This window comes from Empedobacter sp. UBA5987 (genome assembly GCF_002429865.1).
GTDB lineage: Bacteria > Bacteroidota > Bacteroidia > Flavobacteriales > Weeksellaceae > Empedobacter > Empedobacter falsenii_B.
On sequence record NZ_DJBB01000062.1, the window covers coordinates 1 to 16745 of the forward strand.

Here is a 16745-nt window from a genome sequence, read left to right on the forward strand (position 1 = left end):
CGGTTTTTAGGGAAGATTACAAGAGGCTTCTAATTAGTAAAAAGGAAGCTTCTTGTTGGTCGAAAAGAAGCTTCCTTTTTACAGCACTCTCTTTACCTTCTGAAATTTAGCAATTTTTAATGCATCAGAAATACGTTTACCTGGTCGGTAATTAATCTTTGCACCTTTAATTAAATTGGTATTAAAATCAGTCTCGTTAGCTGCTCCTTCACTACTTAAGCTAGGATAAAAACTACCTAACTTGTCCAAGCGTACAATTTTTCCATTTACAATTTGGTTAATAATTACATTTTCTAACGCAATGATAACTCCTCGAATATCAGCTTCAGAAAGTGCAGAAAACTTTTCTATTTCCGCTGTTAATTCATCAATGCTAGCTTCGCCATCGGTTTTTGCGGTTGCATACCATTTTTAACACCTCCTCCAGCTACTCCTGGTTGCGGTTTTTCTACTAAGTTAAATTTTATTGCCATAGCATATTGTTTTGGTTAATTAATTTGTATTAAGATAGTTATTTTTTATTAATACTCAACAAGACACAAAAAATGATTAAATAAAATAGCCAACTTAGTATTAAGTTGGCTATTTTATTTACTTTGGATAAACGACTCGCGAAAAGAAACACGAAGTGTTGATCTATTATTTTTTAAATTATAATTATATTAAGCTTGCATCACAAAAATAGCAGGACGTTTATGAAAATCATACTTCTCATTTTTCCATTCTTTAATAGATAATGTTCGGATATCTTCGTCCTCTAATGTAATATGACACGCGACACAAATCTTAGTTTCAGCACGAAGAATCTTCGTTAAATCGTCTACCATTTGATTGTTACGATAAGGCGTTTCCATAAAAATTTGAGCAATTCCCGTTTTCGCGCTTTCAGCTTCCAAATGCGCTAATTTCTTATTACGTTCTGTTTTATCGATTGGTAAATAACCGTGAAAAGCAAAGTTTTGACCATTCATTCCAGAAGCCATTAACGCCAACAAAATCGACGATGGACCAACCAAAGGAACTACCTGGATGCGTTTCTGTTGCGCAACTTTTACCAACTGCGCACCCGGATCTGCAACCGCAGGCAAACCAGCTTCGGAAATAATTCCGATCGTTTTGTTTTGATCAAATAATTTGATCAAATCTAACATTTCTTCTGGCTCTGTATCTTTGTTTAGAATGTAAATATCTAAATCGGCTTGAACTTTTTCAGGGCAAACTTGTTTGATAAATTTACGAGCAGATTTTTCGTTTTCTACCACAAACGTATCAATTGCACGAATAACGTCAAGATTGTATAAAGGCAATACTCTACTGTGTTCGCTTTCACCTAAAAGTGAAGGAATCAAATAAACTTTAGCCGTTTTCATTGTATAATTTTAAAGATTGTATTTTTTGATGATTCCGTCTGTGGCTTCATATAATAATTGGTAAACATGCTCGAAAGCATCTTCACCATCGTAGTAAGGATCAGGTACATTTTGCGTTTGCCCTATTCCATCTTTCAAGATCAATTTAATTTTGCTTTGCTCTTCTTCGTTTCGAGTCAATTGTTGCAAATCGATTAAATTTTGTTCATCCATTGCAAAGATTAAATCAAACTCATCGAAAAAAACTGGATTGAAATGCATGGCACGTTGATCAGAAATATCAACACCATATTTTTTAGCAACCGCAACCGAGCGTCTATCTGGTTGTTCACCAACATGCCAATCACCCGTACCAGCAGAATCTACCAAATGATTGTCGCCAACCTTTGCTTGTAAAATTCCTTCTGCCAACGGAGAACGACAAATATTACCTAAACAAACCATCAAAATTTTCATTGAAAAAATATTTATAGATTAATCTGCAATTTTACGTGAAATATCTTCGATATAACCACGGAATTGCTTGTCCGTTTCTTGTAAATTCTTCACTGTTTTACAAGCGTGTAAAACTGTTGCGTGATCACGTTTACCAATTTGTGTTCCAATACTTGCCAAAGACGCTTTTGTATATTGTTTTGCAAAATACATTGCTAATTGACGCGCTTGCACCACATCACGTTTACGTGTTTTAGACTGAATATCTTCAATCTTCACTTTAAAGTATTCACAAACTGTTTTCTGAATATAATCAATCGAGATTTCTTTGCGAGCTGTTTGTACTAATTTTGATAACGTACGCGCAGTTAAATCTAACGTAATTTCACGTTTATTTAATGTTGCTTGCGCAATAATAGAGTTTAATGAACCTTCTAATTCACGCACATTTGTATCAATATTTTGTGCAATATAATCCATTACTTCATCAGGAAATTCGATACCATCGTTTTCTAATTTTTGTTTCAAAATAGAAAGACGTGTATTATAATCAGGATTTTGCAAATCGGCTGATAATCCCCATTTGAAACGAGAAATTAATCGATCTTCCATATCTTGAATATCTGCTGGAGATTTATCCGAAGTCAAAATGATCTGATTTCCTCTTTGATGTAAATGGTTAAATATATGGAAGAAAACTTCTTGCGTTTTTGCTTTTCCAGATAAAAACTGAATATCATCCATAATCAAAACATCAATCATTTGGTAAAAGTGAATGAAATCATTTTGATTATTATTTTTTACAGCTTCTATAAATTGTTGTGTAAATTTCTCAGTTGAAACATACAAAACAGTTTTATCTGGATGCAAATCTTTTACTTCTAAACCTATCGCATGCACCAAATGAGTTTTTCCTAACCCTACTCCACCATAGATGAATAGAGGATTGAACGAAGTCCCTCCTGGGCGTTTGGCAATCGCACGACCAGCCGCACGAGCTAATCGATTTGATTCTCCTTCGATAAAATTATTGAATGTATAGTTATGATTTAATTGCGAATCAATTTTTAATTTTTGCAATCCTGGAATAACGAAAGGATTCATCATTTTACCAGCTTGCAAATTAATTGGCGCTTCTACCTCTTGTGGGCGAGGTTTTTCTTTGTTCGAACTTGGAATACGTACCGTAAATGGTTCACGTCCTTGCGACTTTTGATCCATCAAAATACTGTATACCAATTTTGCATCAGAACCTAATTCTTTTTGTAAGGCACTTTTTAAAATTTTGATATAATGTTCCTCTAGCCATTCGTAAAAAAATTTACTTGGTACTTGTATTGTTAAAACATTATTATTTAGTTTGCCCGGACGTATCGGTACAAACCAAGTATTGAAGGCATCTTCTGCAATGTTATCTTTTATAAAAGACAAGCATTTTTCCCACACAGAATTTGCAGTTATCGTCATAATATTGTCCAAAAGTGCTTAAGTTTTAATGTAAAATATTGAAAGTCAATGTTAAATTTTCATCAACACTTCTCTACAAAATTGTGAACAAATTTTGAATAAAAAAAATGATTTAGGTATTGATATATTAAAAAATACTTTGTATAATTCAAAATAATCAATAAGTAGTTTTAGACAAAATAAAAGTACTGCAAAGATAATCTTTTTCGGACATATTTTGGCTTATAAAACTATTAATTCTTATTTTTGTATTACTATGGAAATTACACAAGAAAAAATTGACTTCGCAATTATCAAAGTAGAAAATCATTTAAATGATTTGGGCATCAAAAATAATTTTTCTCTTTTACGAATTGAACAAGGTGAAGAAGAAAATGTAAGGACTTTTTATTATGAAATAGCAAATCCCACTTTCAAAACGATTATTCAAATTCAATATGATTTTTTAAAAGAAGAGCAAAAAGATTCTTCGCAAACTTCTTTTAGTTGGATGGATTACAAAAAAATTACTGAATAGACTTTTTCATTTTTTATATAATTAATGATAAAGTCTTTTTTTTGTTCTCTACTTTTGAAGATTAAAATGATGTTTTAGAAAATTATGGAGAAGATAGAACAAACCGAACAATTAAATGTTTTTCGCACCAAAACTCGTATTCTGTATAAACACACCGATCAAATGAAAGTGGTTTATTACGGAAACTATCCAGAGTTTTATGAAATTGGTCGTGTAGAATTGATGCGTGAACGTGGTTTTCCTTATGCCGAATTGGAAGCAATGGGAATTCAGATGCCGATTATCGAAATGCATACAAAATATATTGGTAGCGCTTTGTACGATGAATTAATCGAAATTGAAACTACAGTTCATGAGCGTGACAAAGGTGTTCGCATTCGATTTGATTATAATATATATAATGAAGCGGGAAAAATAATTAATCAAGGATACACTATTTTATGTTGTATTGATGCCGAAACTCGTCGTCCTGTTCGTATTCCAGAACGTATTTGGACAAGTTTAGGTTTATAATATTATTTAGAATCATTAATTATTCGTTAAAACAAATTCTTGCAAATGATTTCTCATTAAATTTGTTCCTTAACAAAACATGATTAAAAAACGAATGTCAACACTTCAAGAAAAAATCAATCAAACGATTGTAGACGTTATCGATTTTCCAAAAGAAGGAATTGTCTACAAAGACATTACTCCATTGTTCTTAAATCCTGAACTTTCGGATGAAATTGTAGACGCTTTTGTAGAAAAAGCAAAAGGTAAAGTGGATATTGTTTGTGGAATTGAAAGCCGTGGATTTTTGTACGGAATTCAGATTGCACAAAAATTAAAAGTTCCTTTTGTATTAATTCGTAAAGCTGGTAAATTACCTCCTCCAACAATTAGTCAATCTTATGATTTGGAATATGGACAAGCAACTATCGAAGTAAATTCGAATTACATCAAAGATGGTGCGCGAGTTCTAATTCACGACGATGTTTTAGCAACTGGTGGAACTGCCGAAGCTTGTGCTAAATTAGTAGAAAAATGTGGTGGAAAAACAACACAGTTTTCTTTTATTGTTGATTTGACTTTCTTAAACGGAAAAGATAAATTAACATCTTTTACAACTGATATTGTTACTTTAATAGAATATTAAACTAAAAACTCCGCTCAAAATTTTGAGCGGAGTTTTTTTTATTTTTTAGGCGCTATAATCACTTCTGGCGCTCTTTCATTCCCAATATCCAACAAAGCTTTTATATTCGCTAAAATTTCTCTAAAACTCTGTTTACCTTCCGTTTTATAAGGTCCGCTATCCGCATTATATCCAATACAATCCAATCCGAAAACTTTTCCTAAGAAAAGCGCTCTTTTGAGATGATAAGATTGAGAAATTAAAATCACTTTATCAAATTGATAATCTATAAATCGTGCTATACGTGTCCAAACCTGCCCCATCGAGATAAGTATCTTCAATTTTGACACCTCTATCCAACAAGTATTTTTCCATCACATCAATTTCATTAAAATTCTCGTGAAGTTTTTCTCCAGAAAGTAAAATTACATCCACTTGATCCTCTTTGTAAAGTCGAATTGCAGCATCCAAACGATCTTTCAAAAAACGAGTTGGTTGTCCATTAGCTTGCACTTTTGCACCAAAAACAACTGCCACACGATAATCTGACGGAATATTTCCTTGATAATTGTAAATGTAATACGAAGTAAAAACTTGAATAATCAATGCAACGATCAAAGTAAAAACCGCTATTAATCCAGCGATAAACATACTTTTACGCATTACAAATCTTCCTATTTTTACAAGTTTACTCAACTATCTTTTGTTTTAAAAAATTTTAACATTCAACAGTCTATAAGTTTAGTGATATTTAAAAATTATAAATGTGAAAATTATTTTAAATTTTTCATCGTAATTTTAGAGAATGAATGAGATTGAGTTAAGAACAGTTACCGTTGAACGCTATTTGCAACCTTTGCGCGAAGGTGGTTCTTTGCCTGCACTAGCTGATGCAGATGACGGTTTTAAATATGTTTTAAAATTTAAAGGTGCTGGTCATGGTCCTCGCATGCTGATTTCTGAATTATTAGGAGGAGAAATTGCACGTGTTTTAGGATTTAAAGTTCCTGAATTAGTTTTTGCAAATTTGGACGAATATTTTGGTCAATCCGAAGCTGATGAAGAAATTCAGGATTTGTTAAAATTTAGCGAAGGAACTAATTTGGCTTTGCATTATTTATCTGGTGCAATCAATTATGATCCTGCTGTAATGAAAATTGATGATAAATTATCTTCTCAAATTGTTTGGTTAGATGCTTTTTTGACGAATGTTGATCGTACTTTTCGCAATACAAATATGTTAATGTGGCACAAAGAATTGTGGTTGATTGATCATGGTGCTTCCTATTATTTTCATCATTCGTGGGACAATTGGGAAAAAGCAGCTCTTGCACCCTTTACGCCAATTAAAGACCATGTTCTATTGAAAAATGCTACAAAACTTGAAGAAGTTGATACAGAATTTAAAGCGATTTTGAATGATGAAATCATTGATAAAATTGTCGATTTGATTCCTGATGAATGGTTAGAAACAGAAGTTACACATGCTACTCACGAAGAAATGAGAACGGTTTACAAAACATTTATCAAAACACGATTACAACATTCCGAACTTTTTATAAACGAAGCGAATAATGCCAGAAAAAATCTTATATGAGTATGCAATTCTTCGTTTGGTTCCTAAAGTTGAACGCGAAGAGTTTATCAATGTTGGAGTAATTTTATTTTCGAAAAAAGAAGATTATTTGAAAGTAAAATATTTTATTAATGATAGTAGAATCAATGCTTTTTGCCACGAATTAGATCTTGATTTTATTGACAGTAATTTGAATGCTTTGTCTAAAATTGCCGAAGGAATTCATCCCGAATCTGCTGTATCTAATTTCGAAACCCCTGAACGTTTTCGTTGGTTAACAGCTGTCAGAAGTTCGTCTATCCAAAGTTCTCGTCCGCATCCTGGTAAAACAACAAACCTTGATAAAACCTTGGATCAATTATATAAAGAACATGTTTTATAAAAGTTAAATACTTAAAAACGAATGTTTTAAAAATATTTTCTTAAATTTGGTCATACATTAATTTTAAATTATTTATCGCCATGAGTACATTAAGAAACAAAGTTCAGCTAATTGGGAATGTTGGTAGCAATCCTGATGTTAAAACATTAGAAAACGAAAAGAAGTTTACAAAATTTAGTCTAGCAACGAACGAAAGCTACACAAATAGCAAAGGTGAGAAAGTTCAGCAAACGACGTGGCACAATTTAGTTGCTTACGGACCAATTGTAAATGTGATCGAAAAACATGTAGAAAAAGGGAAGCAACTTGCTATAGAAGGCAAATTGACTTACCGAGATTATCAAGATAAAGATGGTCAACAAAAAACGATTACAGAAATTATAATTGATGAAATTGTACTTCTTTAGCGTTTAAAATAAAAGGGAAACAGTGATGTTTCCCTTTTATTATTTTATAAGATTCCAAAATAAATTTGGAATATGAATTATCCTAACATTCGAATCGCGGTTTTTAGACCTTCAATAAATGTATCTATTTCTTCTTTTGTATTATAAACAGCGAATGAAGCTCGTACCGTTCCCGGAATATTGAAATGCTGCATAATTGGTTGTGCACAATGATGACCAGTACGAACAGCAATTCCTTTTTTATCCAAAATCATTCCGACATCAGATGAATGAACGCCGTCAAATTTTAAGTTGAAAGAAACTGCGCCAGAATGTTCTGCATCTTTTGCATAAATCTCCACTTCATCAAATTCTGATAGACGTTGAATTGTATAATCTACCAATTCTTTTTCGTAATCGTGAATCGTTTGCATTCCAATAGAATTGATAAAATCTACCGCAGCTCCAAGTCCGATAATTCCTGCAATATCTGGTGTACCAGCTTCGAATTTGAAAGGTAAACAAGCGTATGTTGAAACCTCCATTGTTACATCTTTTATCATCTCTCCTCCTCCGTGGAAAGGTGGTAATTCATTCAAAATATCTTCTTTTCCATACAAAATACCGATTCCAGTTGGACCGTACATTTTATGACCAGAAAAAACCAAGAAATCACAATCCATTGCTTGAACATCAATTGCAGTATGTGGAGCAGATTGTGCCGCATCAATCAAAACCCAAGCACCTTTTGCATGCGCTTTTTCGATAATTGTTTTGATCGGATTTACAACACCTAATGCATTTGAAACTTGATTAACACAAACTAATTTGGTTTTATCTGTCAATAAATCATCCAACTTCTCAATATCCAAAATACCTTCTGCAGTTAACGGAATATATTTCAATTTAGCACCAGTTCGCTGACACAACAATTGCCAAGGAACGATGTTAGAATGATGCTCGATTTCGGTAATAATAATTTCATCATCCGCTGTTAGGATATTACGAAGTGAATTAGAAACTAAATTAATTCCTTCCGTTGTTCCACGCGTAAAAATAATTTCGTAATCTTGTTTCGCATTGATAAATTTCTGAATCTTACGACGCGATTCTTCCATCAAATCTGTTGCTTCTTGACTTAATGTATGAATTCCACGGTGTACATTTGCATTGTACTTTTCGTAATATTCGTCCAAAACATCTAAAACAACTTTCGGTTTTTGAGAAGTTGCACCATTATCTAAATAAACCAATGGCTTTCCATTGACTTCTCTCTCTAAAATTGGAAATTGACTTCTTATTTGTTGAATATCTATTGACATTTTTTTAAGTTTTGAGTGATGAGTTGTGAGCTATGTGTAATAAAAAAGTAAGTATTCAAAAATAGTTTCAAATACTTACTTTATATTTCAAAATAAGTTCTACTTAAAACTTATTACGTATAACTCAGAACTATATTTTATAATTCGAAATCTAAACTAACCCCTAATTTTTTTGCAATTATAGCGTTTACTCGATTTGAGATTTGTGGAATTTGCACATGTCGTAAAGCGTCTGCAGCAAAAGCATACAATAACATTGCTTTCGCTTCTTTTTTTGGAATACCACGTTGTTGCATATAGAATAAAGATTCTTCTTCTAATTGCCCAACTGTACATCCATGTGAACATTTTACATCATCAGCAAAGATCTCTAATTGAGGTTTTGTATTAATTGAAGCTCCATCAGATAATAAAACATTATTATTTTGTTGGAATGCATTTAATTTTTGTGCTTCTTTGTGTACATAGATTTTACCATTGAAAACACCTTGTGCTTTCTCATCATAAATCCCTTTGTACAATTCGTGCGACTCACAATTCGGGAAATTATGCTCCACAAATGTATGATGATCGATATGTTGTTTTCCATCAATCACAGTAATTCCGTCCATTACAGAGTTACAATTTTCTCCATTCTGGAAGAAATTCAAATTGTTACGTACAATTTTTCCTCCAAAAGCAAATGTAAATACATTGGCACGAGAATCTCTTTCTTGGTTGATATATGTATTGTCAACTAAAGAAGCATCGTTAGAATCATTTTGGAATTTGTACCAATGAATTTCAGAATTACGTCCAACATTCACCTCCGAAACAACATTTGTTAGGTTTGCTTTTTCGTCTAATGTTTGATGTCTTTCGATAATTTGAACTTGTGCATTATCTCCAACTACAACCAAATTACGTGGTTGATACATCGCTTCTTGAGAAGCTCCTGTTGAGAAATAAACAATCTGAATTGGCTTAGATAAAATCACATTATTTGGAATATAAATGTAAGTTCCATCTTTTGCAAAAGCAGTATTTAAAGCAACTAAACTTTCGTCTTTTTTCGCAATTTTTCCGTAATAATTCTCAATTACAGCTTGATGAGTTGTTTTATGCATTGCGCTTGACAAGACACAAATATCAGCTTCATCATGTGTTGTATTTGACAAAAACGAAGAATATTTTCCGTTAATGAATACGATTGTATATGTATCAATATCATTAATCAAATATTTCTTGATGTCTTTGTACTCTACTGCAACTTCGTCTTCTGGGAACAATTTGTAATCCACCTTCAACAAAGGAGCAAGATTTGTATATTTCCATTCTTCGTCTTTACGTGTCGGAAAACCTTTTTGATTAAAGATTTCGATGGCTTCTTGACGTAAACCTTCGATTCCTTTATTCACTTTATTTTTTTCGTTGAACACTAAATGACGAGAAACTAAATTTTCTTTTAAATCAATCATCTTTATAAGATTTTAGATTTTAGATTTCAGATTTTAGATTTCAGACTTCAGATTTTAGATTTAGATTCTGGATTTAAAAATATTTTATAACCACTTTCTAACTTCTAATATCTGCTATCTAACTTCTAATATCTAACTTCTAAATTAATTAGATTCCTGCTTCTTCTTTTACCCAGTCGTAACCTTTTGCTTCTAATTCTAAAGCTAATTCTTTACCACCAGATTTAATGATTTTTCCATCTGCTAAAACGTGTACAAAATCAGGAACGATATAGTCTAATAAACGTTGGTAGTGTGTAATTACTAACACTCCATTGTTTTCATTTTTGAATTCGTTTACACCATCCGCAACAATACGTAAAGCATCAATATCTAAACCAGAATCAGTTTCATCTAAGATGGCTAATTTTGGGTTTAACATTAACATTTGGAAAATTTCGTTACGTTTTTTCTCACCTCCAGAGAAACCTTCATTAAGTGAACGAGATAAGAAATCTTTTTTGATTCCTAATAATTCTGCTTTTGCACGAATTTCTTTTAACATTTCTGAAGCTCCCATTTCTTCTAAACCTTGCGCTTTACGCGTTTCGTTGATAGAAGTTTTGATGAAATTTGTTACAGAAACTCCAGGAATTTCGATTGGATATTGGAAAGACATAAAAATTCCTTTTTGTGCTCTTTCTTCTGGTGCTAATTCTAAGATTGATTCATTGTCAAACTCGATATCACCATCCGTTACTTCGTAATCTTCTTTACCTGTAATAACGTTAGATAAAGTTGATTTTCCTGCACCATTAGGTCCCATAATCGCGTGAACTTCACCTGGATTAATTTGAAGGTTTAAACCTTTTAAAATTTCGCGCTCTTCGATACGAGCGTGTAAGTCTTTTATATTTAATAACATAATCTAATTTGTAAATTAGTTAATGTGATAATTTTCTAATTATCTTGATTTTGATATTAGATGTCAGATTTTTAGCATCCTCCATCTATATATCTGTTTATTATTGTTAATTTCTAACTTCTCAATTCTAGTTTCTAAAAACTATCCTACAGAACCTTCTAATGAGATTTCTAATAATTTTTTCGCTTCAACAGCAAACTCCATTGGTAATTTGTCTAATACTTCGCGGCTAAAACCATTTACGATTAATGCAATCGCTTTTTCTGTATCGATACCACGTTGATTACAATAGAACAATTGATCTTCACCAATTTTAGAAGTTGTTGCTTCGTGCTCTAATTGAGCCGATTTATTTTCAATCTCAATGTAAGGGAAAGTATGCGCACCACACTCGTTACCCATCAACAATGAATCACATTGTGAGAAGTTACGTGCTCCTTCAGCATTCTTCATTACTTTCACCAAACCACGGTAAGAGTTTTGAGATTTACCAGCAGAAATACCTTTCGAAATAATTGTCGATTTCGTATTCTTACCGATATGAATCATTTTTGTTCCTGTATCCGCTTGTTGATAATTATTTGTTACCGCAATTGAGTAAAACTCACCTACCGAATTATCTCCTTTTAAAATACAAGAAGGATATTTCCAAGTTACCGCAGAACCTGTTTCAACTTGCGTCCACGACACTTTTGCATTTTTCTCACAAACTGCACGTTTTGTTACAAAGTTGAAAACTCCACCTTTTCCTTTATCATCACCTGGATACCAGTTTTGTACTGTAGAATATTTGATTTCAGCATCATCCATAATGATTAACTCAACCACAGCAGCGTGTAATTGGTTTTCATCACGCATTGGGGCTGTACAACCTTCTAAATACGAAACATAAGAACCTTCGTCCGCAATTAATAGAGTACGCTCAAACTGTCCTGTTCCTGCGGAGTTGATACGGAAATACGTTGACAATTCCATTGGACAACGAACACCTTTTGGAATATAACAGAATGATCCATCCGAGAAAACTGCCGAGTTTAAAGCTGCATAAAAGTTATCTGTTGGCGGAACTACTTTACCAATGTATTTTTTCACCAATTCTGGATGTTCTTTAATTGCTTCCGAAATTGACATAAAAATAATTCCTTTTTCTGCTAATGTTTCGCGGAAAGTTGTTTTTACTGAAACTGAATCAAAAACCACATCAATCGCAACTCCAGACAAACGTTTTTGTTCATCTAAAGAAATTCCTAATTTCTCGAAAGTTTTTAATAATTCAGGATCAACTTCGTCTAAACTTGCTAATTCTTTCTTTGGTTTTGGAGCTGCATAATACTGAATAGCCTGAAAATCTGGCTTTTCGTAAGTTACGTTTGCCCATTCTGGTTCTTCCATTTTAACCCAAGCGCGGTAAGCTTCCAAACGCCATTCCGTCATCCACTCAGGCTCCTCTTTTTTGGCTGAAATAGCACGCACGATATCTTCATTCAATCCAACTGGGAATTCTTCATATTCCATTTCAGTCGTCCAACCAAACTCATATTGCTTTTGGCTAGCAAGATCTTCACGTAGATCGTCTTCTGTATATTTTGTGTTACTCATCTTATTATTTATAAAATGTATAGGTAAAATTAAACTGTAAAGGTTGCTGTTTATCAGCTTTATTTCCTAAAAATTTGAATTCTTTTAATCGTTGATTTTGATCTAAAATCACCTCAAATTGTGGTTGATTATTTTTCGAAATCTGATATTTATTTTGAGCAATTAATTTAATTTCTGACCAAGGTCCTTCTACCAAATTAATTTTTTCTGTTTTTTGCGCAACATCTGGTGTATATTCTTTTATTTTGAATGGCACCTGAAATGTCGAATTGCTATAACAAATCTTATTAATGTCTTGACCTAATGATTTTGTAATTCTACAATCGTGCATTAATCGATCTTCGAAACCAATTTTCTGCTCCATATAGGTTTTCTTCAACATCACATCTCCTTCTAACCAAATGATATCAAATAGTTTATTTCCGTTTTTGACATACATATTTTCTTGGTCATAAAAGAATTGATTTGTTTTTACTTCACTTCCTTTTCTTGCTATTGTTTCAGCAGAAATTACACCATCTTTGTACGTATAACTTACTTTAGTTGGTGTTGCAACCTCATCTGTCAATTCAAAATCAAGAAGATTTCCTGTCGCATCATAATTTGCTTTGTACGCAACTTTTTTGTTTGATGCATTGGTAATGGTGATTGTTTTGATTTTTGATTCGTCTAAATCCAACGCTTTTATAAAAGGTTTTACATTAAACAAACCGAAAAATAGTTGTTCTGAATAAGCTTTATTCAATTTTTTTGAAGATTCGGTTGGTTGAAAAACCATCAAATCTTTTTCTACAATTGTATTTTGTCCAAAAGCAACAAAACCAATCAAAAACGTAACGAATAAAGCTATTTTTTTCATCTTAAACAGCAAAACTTTCTCCACAACCGCACGTGCGCGATGCATTTGGATTATTGAATACAAAACCTTTCCCATTCAATCCTCCCGAATATTCTAATGTCATTCCAACAAGGTATAAAAATGATTTTTTGTCAACCAAAATTCTTACGCCATTGTCGTCAAACAATTTGTCATCTGCGTTTTGTTCTTTCGTAAACTCTAAATTATAGTTTAAACCTGAACATCCTCCACTCGTAACTCCTACGCGAACAAAAGATTCTTCGATAGAAGTTCCTTCTTCCTGTAAAAGTGAAATTATTTTATTTTTTGCTGATTCTGAAACCTTAATCATTTGATTATAATTTTATATTGCAAAGATACTTATTTAAAATGACTTCAAATAATGAACTATATAAATATTAACAATCGCTTAAGTTATATTATTTATCGCCAACTTACAATTGGATCAAATTACTTCAATCCCAATTTGTTTCGTGTACGTTTCAATACTTTTTGTGCAACACCTCTTGCTTTCAATGCTCCATTTTCTAAAAATGCATCCAAAGTCACTTTATCATTCATCAATTCATCAAACTTAGTACGCGCATCAGCATATTTCTCTAAAATCAATTCGTATAAAGCCTGTTTTGCATGACCATATCCGTAACCTCCATTCAAATAATTTTGACGCATTTCCTCTATTTGTTCTGGCGTTGCCAATAATTTGTATAAAGCAAAAACATTGTCTGTATCTGGATTTTTTGGATCTTCTAATGGCGTTGAATCCGTTTCAATCGACATTACTTGCTTGCGCAATTGTTTTTCTGGTAAGAAAATATTGATGAAATTATTTCTTGATTTAGACATTTTGTTTCCATCAGTTCCTGGAATCAACATAATATTTTCGTCGATTGCAGCTTGTGGTAAAACAAAATTTTCTCCCATTTGGTGATTGAATTTTTCGGCAACACTACGTGTAATTTCTAAATGTTGCAATTGATCTTTCCCAACAGGTACAACTTCAGCATCATACAATAAAATATCCGCAGCCATCAAAATTGGATACGTAAATAATCCAGCATTTACATCTGCTAAATAATCTGCTTTATCCTTGAAAGAATGCGCTAAAGTAAGACGTTGAAATGGAAAGAAGTTCAATAAATACCATGTTAATTCTGTTGTTTCAGTCACATCAGATTGACGGTAAAAAACTACTTTCGAAGGATCTAAACCTAATGCCAGCCAAGTTGCAGCCACTTCGTACGTATTTTGTTTTAACACTTCCGCGTCTTTAATTTGCGTTAAAGCGTGTAAATCAGCAATAAAAATGAAAGAGTCATTTCCTTCTTTCTCCGTTAATTCGATTGCGGGAGAAATTGCTCCTAAAATATTTCCTAAGTGCGGAGTTCCAGTAGCTTGAACTCCTGTAAGTATTCTTGGCATTTGTTTAAAAATTTAAGGAACAAAGATAAACTTAATCAACGAAATGCACCAATTGTAACGAGAAGTTTATTTGAATTAATTGACAAGAATGACGAAAAACATATGGATCAACTAAAAAATCTTCCCAATTTGTCGAAATGGCCAAGTGATTGTGCGACCTATTTTTCTAAAGAAAAGTGATTTCTTATGATAAACAACTTCACCTAAAAGAACATCTCCAGTTTCTGTTTTTATATTTTGACACACAGAAGGGTTTGTAAAAGTAAATTCTTTAATTCCAAAACTACCATATTCTAATGTATAAGAATCTTGGTTTTTCGGAACTTTTATTTTAAACTCACCATTTTCATTTGTATATACAATATTTTTCGAATTTTTAAGATTCACAGGAACATCAGATTCTGGAAAACCATTACCATCATTAATAATCCCTTGTACAATAATCGAATCATTCTCAGTTTGTGCTTTTGTAATAGTTGAAAAGCTCAAAAATCCAACTAAAGAAGAAAGTTGTAACCATCTTTTGGATTGATTAGAAATAGATTTTGAAGCTTCGTATGAATTAAACTGTTCTAAATTTCTAGTTTTAATTTTTACACAAGCGGCAGGATTATCATTCAGAAAAGTTTTTAATTCTTTGAATGAATAATGATCCAAATCGTGAACACATTTAGAACAAACATCACAAAACTTTTGTTGCGAATCTGCATCCTTCATTTCGTCCCAATTCTGATTGCATTTTTTATCAATTTGTAGCTGCATAAAAATCTACTTTTCAATAAAATTAAACTTTTTTCGAAAATTTTTCAAACCTCAACCAACCTTTTTGCAAAAAGATGAATCTATAAAGAAAAAAGATTCATTAACCTTAAATTATATTGATATGAGTAACAAAGCTTTTTTAGACATTCTTTTCGAAAATCGAAACAAAGAATATGGTGCTTATCAACTGAGACAAGTTGCAAGCCAAGATTTGATGAAATCTCTTTTTGTAGGGATTGGTATTGTTGCATTAATTACTGGTGGAACTATTTATGCAAATAATAGAACGATGAATGCTACAACAATTGATGAAAATAGTGTAATAGCTTGTCCGATTTATATTCCTGAAACTCCTCCAATAGAGAAAAAAGAAGAAGCAGTTCCTCCAAAAGAAGATCCACCGATGGAAGAAAAAACAATTCAATTGAAAACAGATCAGGCGAAACATATTATTCCGACTCCAACAGAGAGTCCAAAAGTTGAAGAAACTATAAAATCTGTTGATGAACTGAAAGGAAAAGATTTAGGCACTTTTGATAGAGATGGTGATAAATCGAATGGACAAGTTGGTGGAGGAAAAGAAAGTGACGAAGGAAATAAAGTAGGTAAACAAAATACCGACATTCCAGAAGGACCAAAAACACCAGATCCTGTAAAACCTGATGTTGCAATTACAGCGAAAAATGCTGCGGTAATGGCAATTTATCCTGGTTGTGAAAGCGAAAGCAAAAAAGGAAATGCTGCATTGACAAAATGTATGAGTGATAAAATCTCGAAAGAATTGGGTGGAGAATTAAGTGATTTTGCCGAAACTGCTTCTCGAAATAATATTGGTTCTGCGGTTGCGAAAATGCAATTTATTGTAAACAAAAATGGAGAAATTTCGCAAGTAAAACCATTAAGCGGAAGTAATCAAGATTTAGGAAAAGAGGCTAAATCTGCGTTGGAGCGTATCAATAAACAAATTCTAAGAAAAGGTAAAAAAATAACGCCTGCAAAATTAGAAGATGGTTCTGATGCAAATTTAATCTTTTCAATTCCTGTTAGATTTCAAACAAACGAATAATTAATAATACTTTTCTTTCTGAAACTATTGCATTCATTTTTTTTGAGTGTGATGGTTTCTATTGTTTAAGAAATTGAATATCTATTCCGAAAAAGTTCCTTTAA

At 32.3% G+C, this 16745-nt stretch carries 20 protein-coding genes and 1 pseudogene; 7 read left to right on the forward strand and 14 right to left on the reverse strand.

Translation table 11 applies throughout. The annotated features are described in order from the left end of the window. Positions 1–78 precede the first annotated feature (78 nt). The 4 genes and pseudogenes from B3J26_RS10580 to dnaA all read right to left on the reverse strand — a co-directional run bounded on the left by B3J26_RS10580 (position 79) and on the right by dnaA (position 3272). A pseudogene (locus B3J26_RS10580) lies at positions 79–473 on the reverse strand (HU family DNA-binding protein). Between the two features lie 189 nt (positions 474–662). Then, the gene (locus B3J26_RS10585) at positions 663–1370 is read right to left on the reverse strand and encodes an SAM-dependent methyltransferase (protein ID WP_291074490.1); all 708 of its coding nucleotides are present in this window, start codon (positions 1368–1370) and stop codon (positions 663–665) included. 9 nt (positions 1371–1379) lie between these two features. Further along, entirely contained in the window at positions 1380–1826 is a 447-nt protein-coding gene (locus B3J26_RS10590; protein WP_114999878.1) for a low molecular weight protein-tyrosine-phosphatase, read from the reverse strand. An 18-nt stretch (positions 1827–1844) separates the two neighbouring features. Next, positions 1845–3272, reverse strand: coding sequence for a chromosomal replication initiator protein DnaA (gene dnaA, locus B3J26_RS10595; protein WP_291074518.1), 1428 nt, complete (start codon positions 3270–3272; stop codon positions 1845–1847). A gap of 256 nt (positions 3273–3528) precedes the next feature. Here dnaA and B3J26_RS10600 point away from each other — a divergent pair, with 256 nt between their 5' ends. The 3 genes from B3J26_RS10600 to B3J26_RS10610 all read left to right on the forward strand — a co-directional run bounded on the left by B3J26_RS10600 (position 3529) and on the right by B3J26_RS10610 (position 4927). Next, a complete protein-coding gene (locus B3J26_RS10600) occupies positions 3529–3789 on the forward strand; it encodes a hypothetical protein (RefSeq protein WP_114999876.1) in 261 nt (86 codons plus the stop codon). A gap of 84 nt (positions 3790–3873) precedes the next feature. Next, the gene (locus B3J26_RS10605) at positions 3874–4302 is read left to right on the forward strand and encodes an acyl-CoA thioesterase (protein WP_286484564.1); all 429 of its coding nucleotides are present in this window, start codon (positions 3874–3876) and stop codon (positions 4300–4302) included. Between the two features lie 94 nt (positions 4303–4396). Continuing rightward, positions 4397–4927, forward strand: a complete 531-nt coding sequence (locus tag B3J26_RS10610; protein ID WP_291063341.1) for an adenine phosphoribosyltransferase — start codon at positions 4397–4399, stop codon at positions 4925–4927. Positions 4928–4965: 38 nt separating this feature from the next. On the opposite strand, the gene B3J26_RS10615 is transcribed toward B3J26_RS10610, so the two are convergent. Together B3J26_RS10615 and B3J26_RS10620 are read right to left on the reverse strand one after the other, a co-directional pair. Next, positions 4966–5247 (reverse strand): hypothetical protein, encoded by a 282-nt coding sequence (locus B3J26_RS10615; RefSeq protein WP_291074520.1) that lies wholly within the window; start codon positions 5245–5247, stop codon positions 4966–4968. After that, the gene (locus tag B3J26_RS10620; RefSeq protein ID WP_291074492.1) at positions 5180–5602 is read right to left on the reverse strand and encodes a SanA/YdcF family protein; all 423 of its coding nucleotides are present in this window, start codon (positions 5600–5602) and stop codon (positions 5180–5182) included. Before B3J26_RS10620 ends, B3J26_RS10615 begins: the two co-directional genes overlap by 68 nt. Before the next feature lie 109 nt (positions 5603–5711). On the opposite strand from B3J26_RS10620, the gene B3J26_RS10625 reads away from it, so the two are divergent. The 3 genes from B3J26_RS10625 to B3J26_RS10635 all read left to right on the forward strand — a co-directional run bounded on the left by B3J26_RS10625 (position 5712) and on the right by B3J26_RS10635 (position 7271). After that, complete coding sequence (locus tag B3J26_RS10625; protein WP_219035197.1) at positions 5712–6503, forward strand: HipA family kinase; 792 nt, start codon at positions 5712–5714, stop codon at positions 6501–6503. Then, positions 6481–6864, forward strand: coding sequence for a DUF3037 domain-containing protein (locus B3J26_RS10630; RefSeq protein ID WP_125349073.1), 384 nt, complete (start codon positions 6481–6483; stop codon positions 6862–6864). Before B3J26_RS10625 ends, B3J26_RS10630 begins: the two co-directional genes overlap by 23 nt. A gap of 80 nt (positions 6865–6944) precedes the next feature. Next, entirely contained in the window at positions 6945–7271 is a 327-nt protein-coding gene (locus B3J26_RS10635; RefSeq protein WP_125349072.1) for a single-stranded DNA-binding protein, read from the forward strand. 77 nt (positions 7272–7348) lie between these two features. Here B3J26_RS10635 and B3J26_RS10640 read toward each other — a convergent pair whose 3' ends face one another. From B3J26_RS10640 to B3J26_RS10675, 8 genes are all read right to left on the reverse strand, one after another. Then, positions 7349–8572: an aminotransferase class V-fold PLP-dependent enzyme gene (locus tag B3J26_RS10640; protein ID WP_291074494.1), complete on the reverse strand. Its 1224-nt coding sequence runs from the start codon at positions 8570–8572 to the stop codon at positions 7349–7351. Positions 8573–8709: 137 nt separating this feature from the next. Then, positions 8710–10029 (reverse strand): Fe-S cluster assembly protein SufD, encoded by a 1320-nt coding sequence (gene sufD, locus B3J26_RS10645; protein ID WP_291074496.1) that lies wholly within the window; start codon positions 10027–10029, stop codon positions 8710–8712. Positions 10030–10177: 148 nt separating this feature from the next. Then, complete coding sequence (sufC, locus tag B3J26_RS10650; protein ID WP_219035199.1) at positions 10178–10933, reverse strand: Fe-S cluster assembly ATPase SufC; 756 nt, start codon at positions 10931–10933, stop codon at positions 10178–10180. Between the two features lie 141 nt (positions 10934–11074). Beyond that, a complete protein-coding gene (sufB, locus tag B3J26_RS10655; protein WP_038333579.1) occupies positions 11075–12532 on the reverse strand; it encodes a Fe-S cluster assembly protein SufB in 1458 nt (485 codons plus the stop codon). Positions 12533–12536: 4 nt separating this feature from the next. Next, entirely contained in the window at positions 12537–13391 is an 855-nt protein-coding gene (locus B3J26_RS10660) for a hypothetical protein (RefSeq protein WP_221854567.1), read from the reverse strand. A 1-nt stretch (position 13392) separates the two neighbouring features. Further along, positions 13393–13722 (reverse strand): HesB/IscA family protein, encoded by a 330-nt coding sequence (locus B3J26_RS10665; RefSeq protein ID WP_125349067.1) that lies wholly within the window; start codon positions 13720–13722, stop codon positions 13393–13395. 119 nt (positions 13723–13841) lie between these two features. Then, the gene (trpS, locus tag B3J26_RS10670; RefSeq protein ID WP_221854568.1) at positions 13842–14813 is read right to left on the reverse strand and encodes a tryptophan--tRNA ligase; all 972 of its coding nucleotides are present in this window, start codon (positions 14811–14813) and stop codon (positions 13842–13844) included. 111 nt (positions 14814–14924) lie between these two features. Next, positions 14925–15575, reverse strand: coding sequence for a hypothetical protein (locus B3J26_RS10675; protein ID WP_291074500.1), 651 nt, complete (start codon positions 15573–15575; stop codon positions 14925–14927). A 64-nt stretch (positions 15576–15639) separates the two neighbouring features. Between B3J26_RS10675 and B3J26_RS10680 the strand changes: the two genes are divergently transcribed. Further along, entirely contained in the window at positions 15640–16641 is a 1002-nt protein-coding gene (locus B3J26_RS10680) for an energy transducer TonB (RefSeq protein ID WP_114999849.1), read from the forward strand. The last annotated feature ends 104 nt before the right edge of the window (positions 16642–16745 follow it).

Excerpts from the sequence above, each read along its gene's own strand:
- B3J26_RS10585 (WP_291074490.1), bottom strand. The coding sequence starts at position 1,370 with ATGAAAACGGCTAAAGTTTATTTGATTCCTTCACTTTTAGGTGAAAGC.
- B3J26_RS10590 (WP_114999878.1), bottom strand. The coding sequence starts at position 1,826 with ATGAAAATTTTGATGGTTTGTTTAGGTAATATTTGTCGTTCTCCGTTG.
- dnaA (WP_291074518.1), bottom strand. The coding sequence starts at position 3,272 with ATGACGATAACTGCAAATTCTGTGTGGGAAAAATGCTTGTCTTTTATA.
- B3J26_RS10600 (WP_114999876.1), top strand. The coding sequence starts at position 3,529 with ATGGAAATTACACAAGAAAAAATTGACTTCGCAATTATCAAAGTAGAA.
- B3J26_RS10605 (WP_286484564.1), top strand. The coding sequence starts at position 3,874 with ATGGAGAAGATAGAACAAACCGAACAATTAAATGTTTTTCGCACCAAA.
- B3J26_RS10610 (WP_291063341.1), top strand. The coding sequence starts at position 4,397 with ATGTCAACACTTCAAGAAAAAATCAATCAAACGATTGTAGACGTTATC.
- B3J26_RS10625 (WP_219035197.1), top strand. The coding sequence starts at position 5,712 with ATGAATGAGATTGAGTTAAGAACAGTTACCGTTGAACGCTATTTGCAA.
- B3J26_RS10630 (WP_125349073.1), top strand. The coding sequence starts at position 6,481 with ATGCCAGAAAAAATCTTATATGAGTATGCAATTCTTCGTTTGGTTCCT.
- B3J26_RS10635 (WP_125349072.1), top strand. The coding sequence starts at position 6,945 with ATGAGTACATTAAGAAACAAAGTTCAGCTAATTGGGAATGTTGGTAGC.
- B3J26_RS10640 (WP_291074494.1), bottom strand. The coding sequence starts at position 8,572 with ATGTCAATAGATATTCAACAAATAAGAAGTCAATTTCCAATTTTAGAG.
- sufD (WP_291074496.1), bottom strand. The coding sequence starts at position 10,029 with ATGATTGATTTAAAAGAAAATTTAGTTTCTCGTCATTTAGTGTTCAAC.
- sufC (WP_219035199.1), bottom strand. The coding sequence starts at position 10,933 with ATGTTATTAAATATAAAAGACTTACACGCTCGTATCGAAGAGCGCGAA.
- sufB (WP_038333579.1), bottom strand. The coding sequence starts at position 12,532 with ATGAGTAACACAAAATATACAGAAGACGATCTACGTGAAGATCTTGCT.
- B3J26_RS10660 (WP_221854567.1), bottom strand. The coding sequence starts at position 13,391 with ATGAAAAAAATAGCTTTATTCGTTACGTTTTTGATTGGTTTTGTTGCT.
- B3J26_RS10665 (WP_125349067.1), bottom strand. The coding sequence starts at position 13,722 with ATGATTAAGGTTTCAGAATCAGCAAAAAATAAAATAATTTCACTTTTA.
- trpS (WP_221854568.1), bottom strand. The coding sequence starts at position 14,813 with ATGCCAAGAATACTTACAGGAGTTCAAGCTACTGGAACTCCGCACTTA.
- B3J26_RS10675 (WP_291074500.1), bottom strand. The coding sequence starts at position 15,575 with ATGCAGCTACAAATTGATAAAAAATGCAATCAGAATTGGGACGAAATG.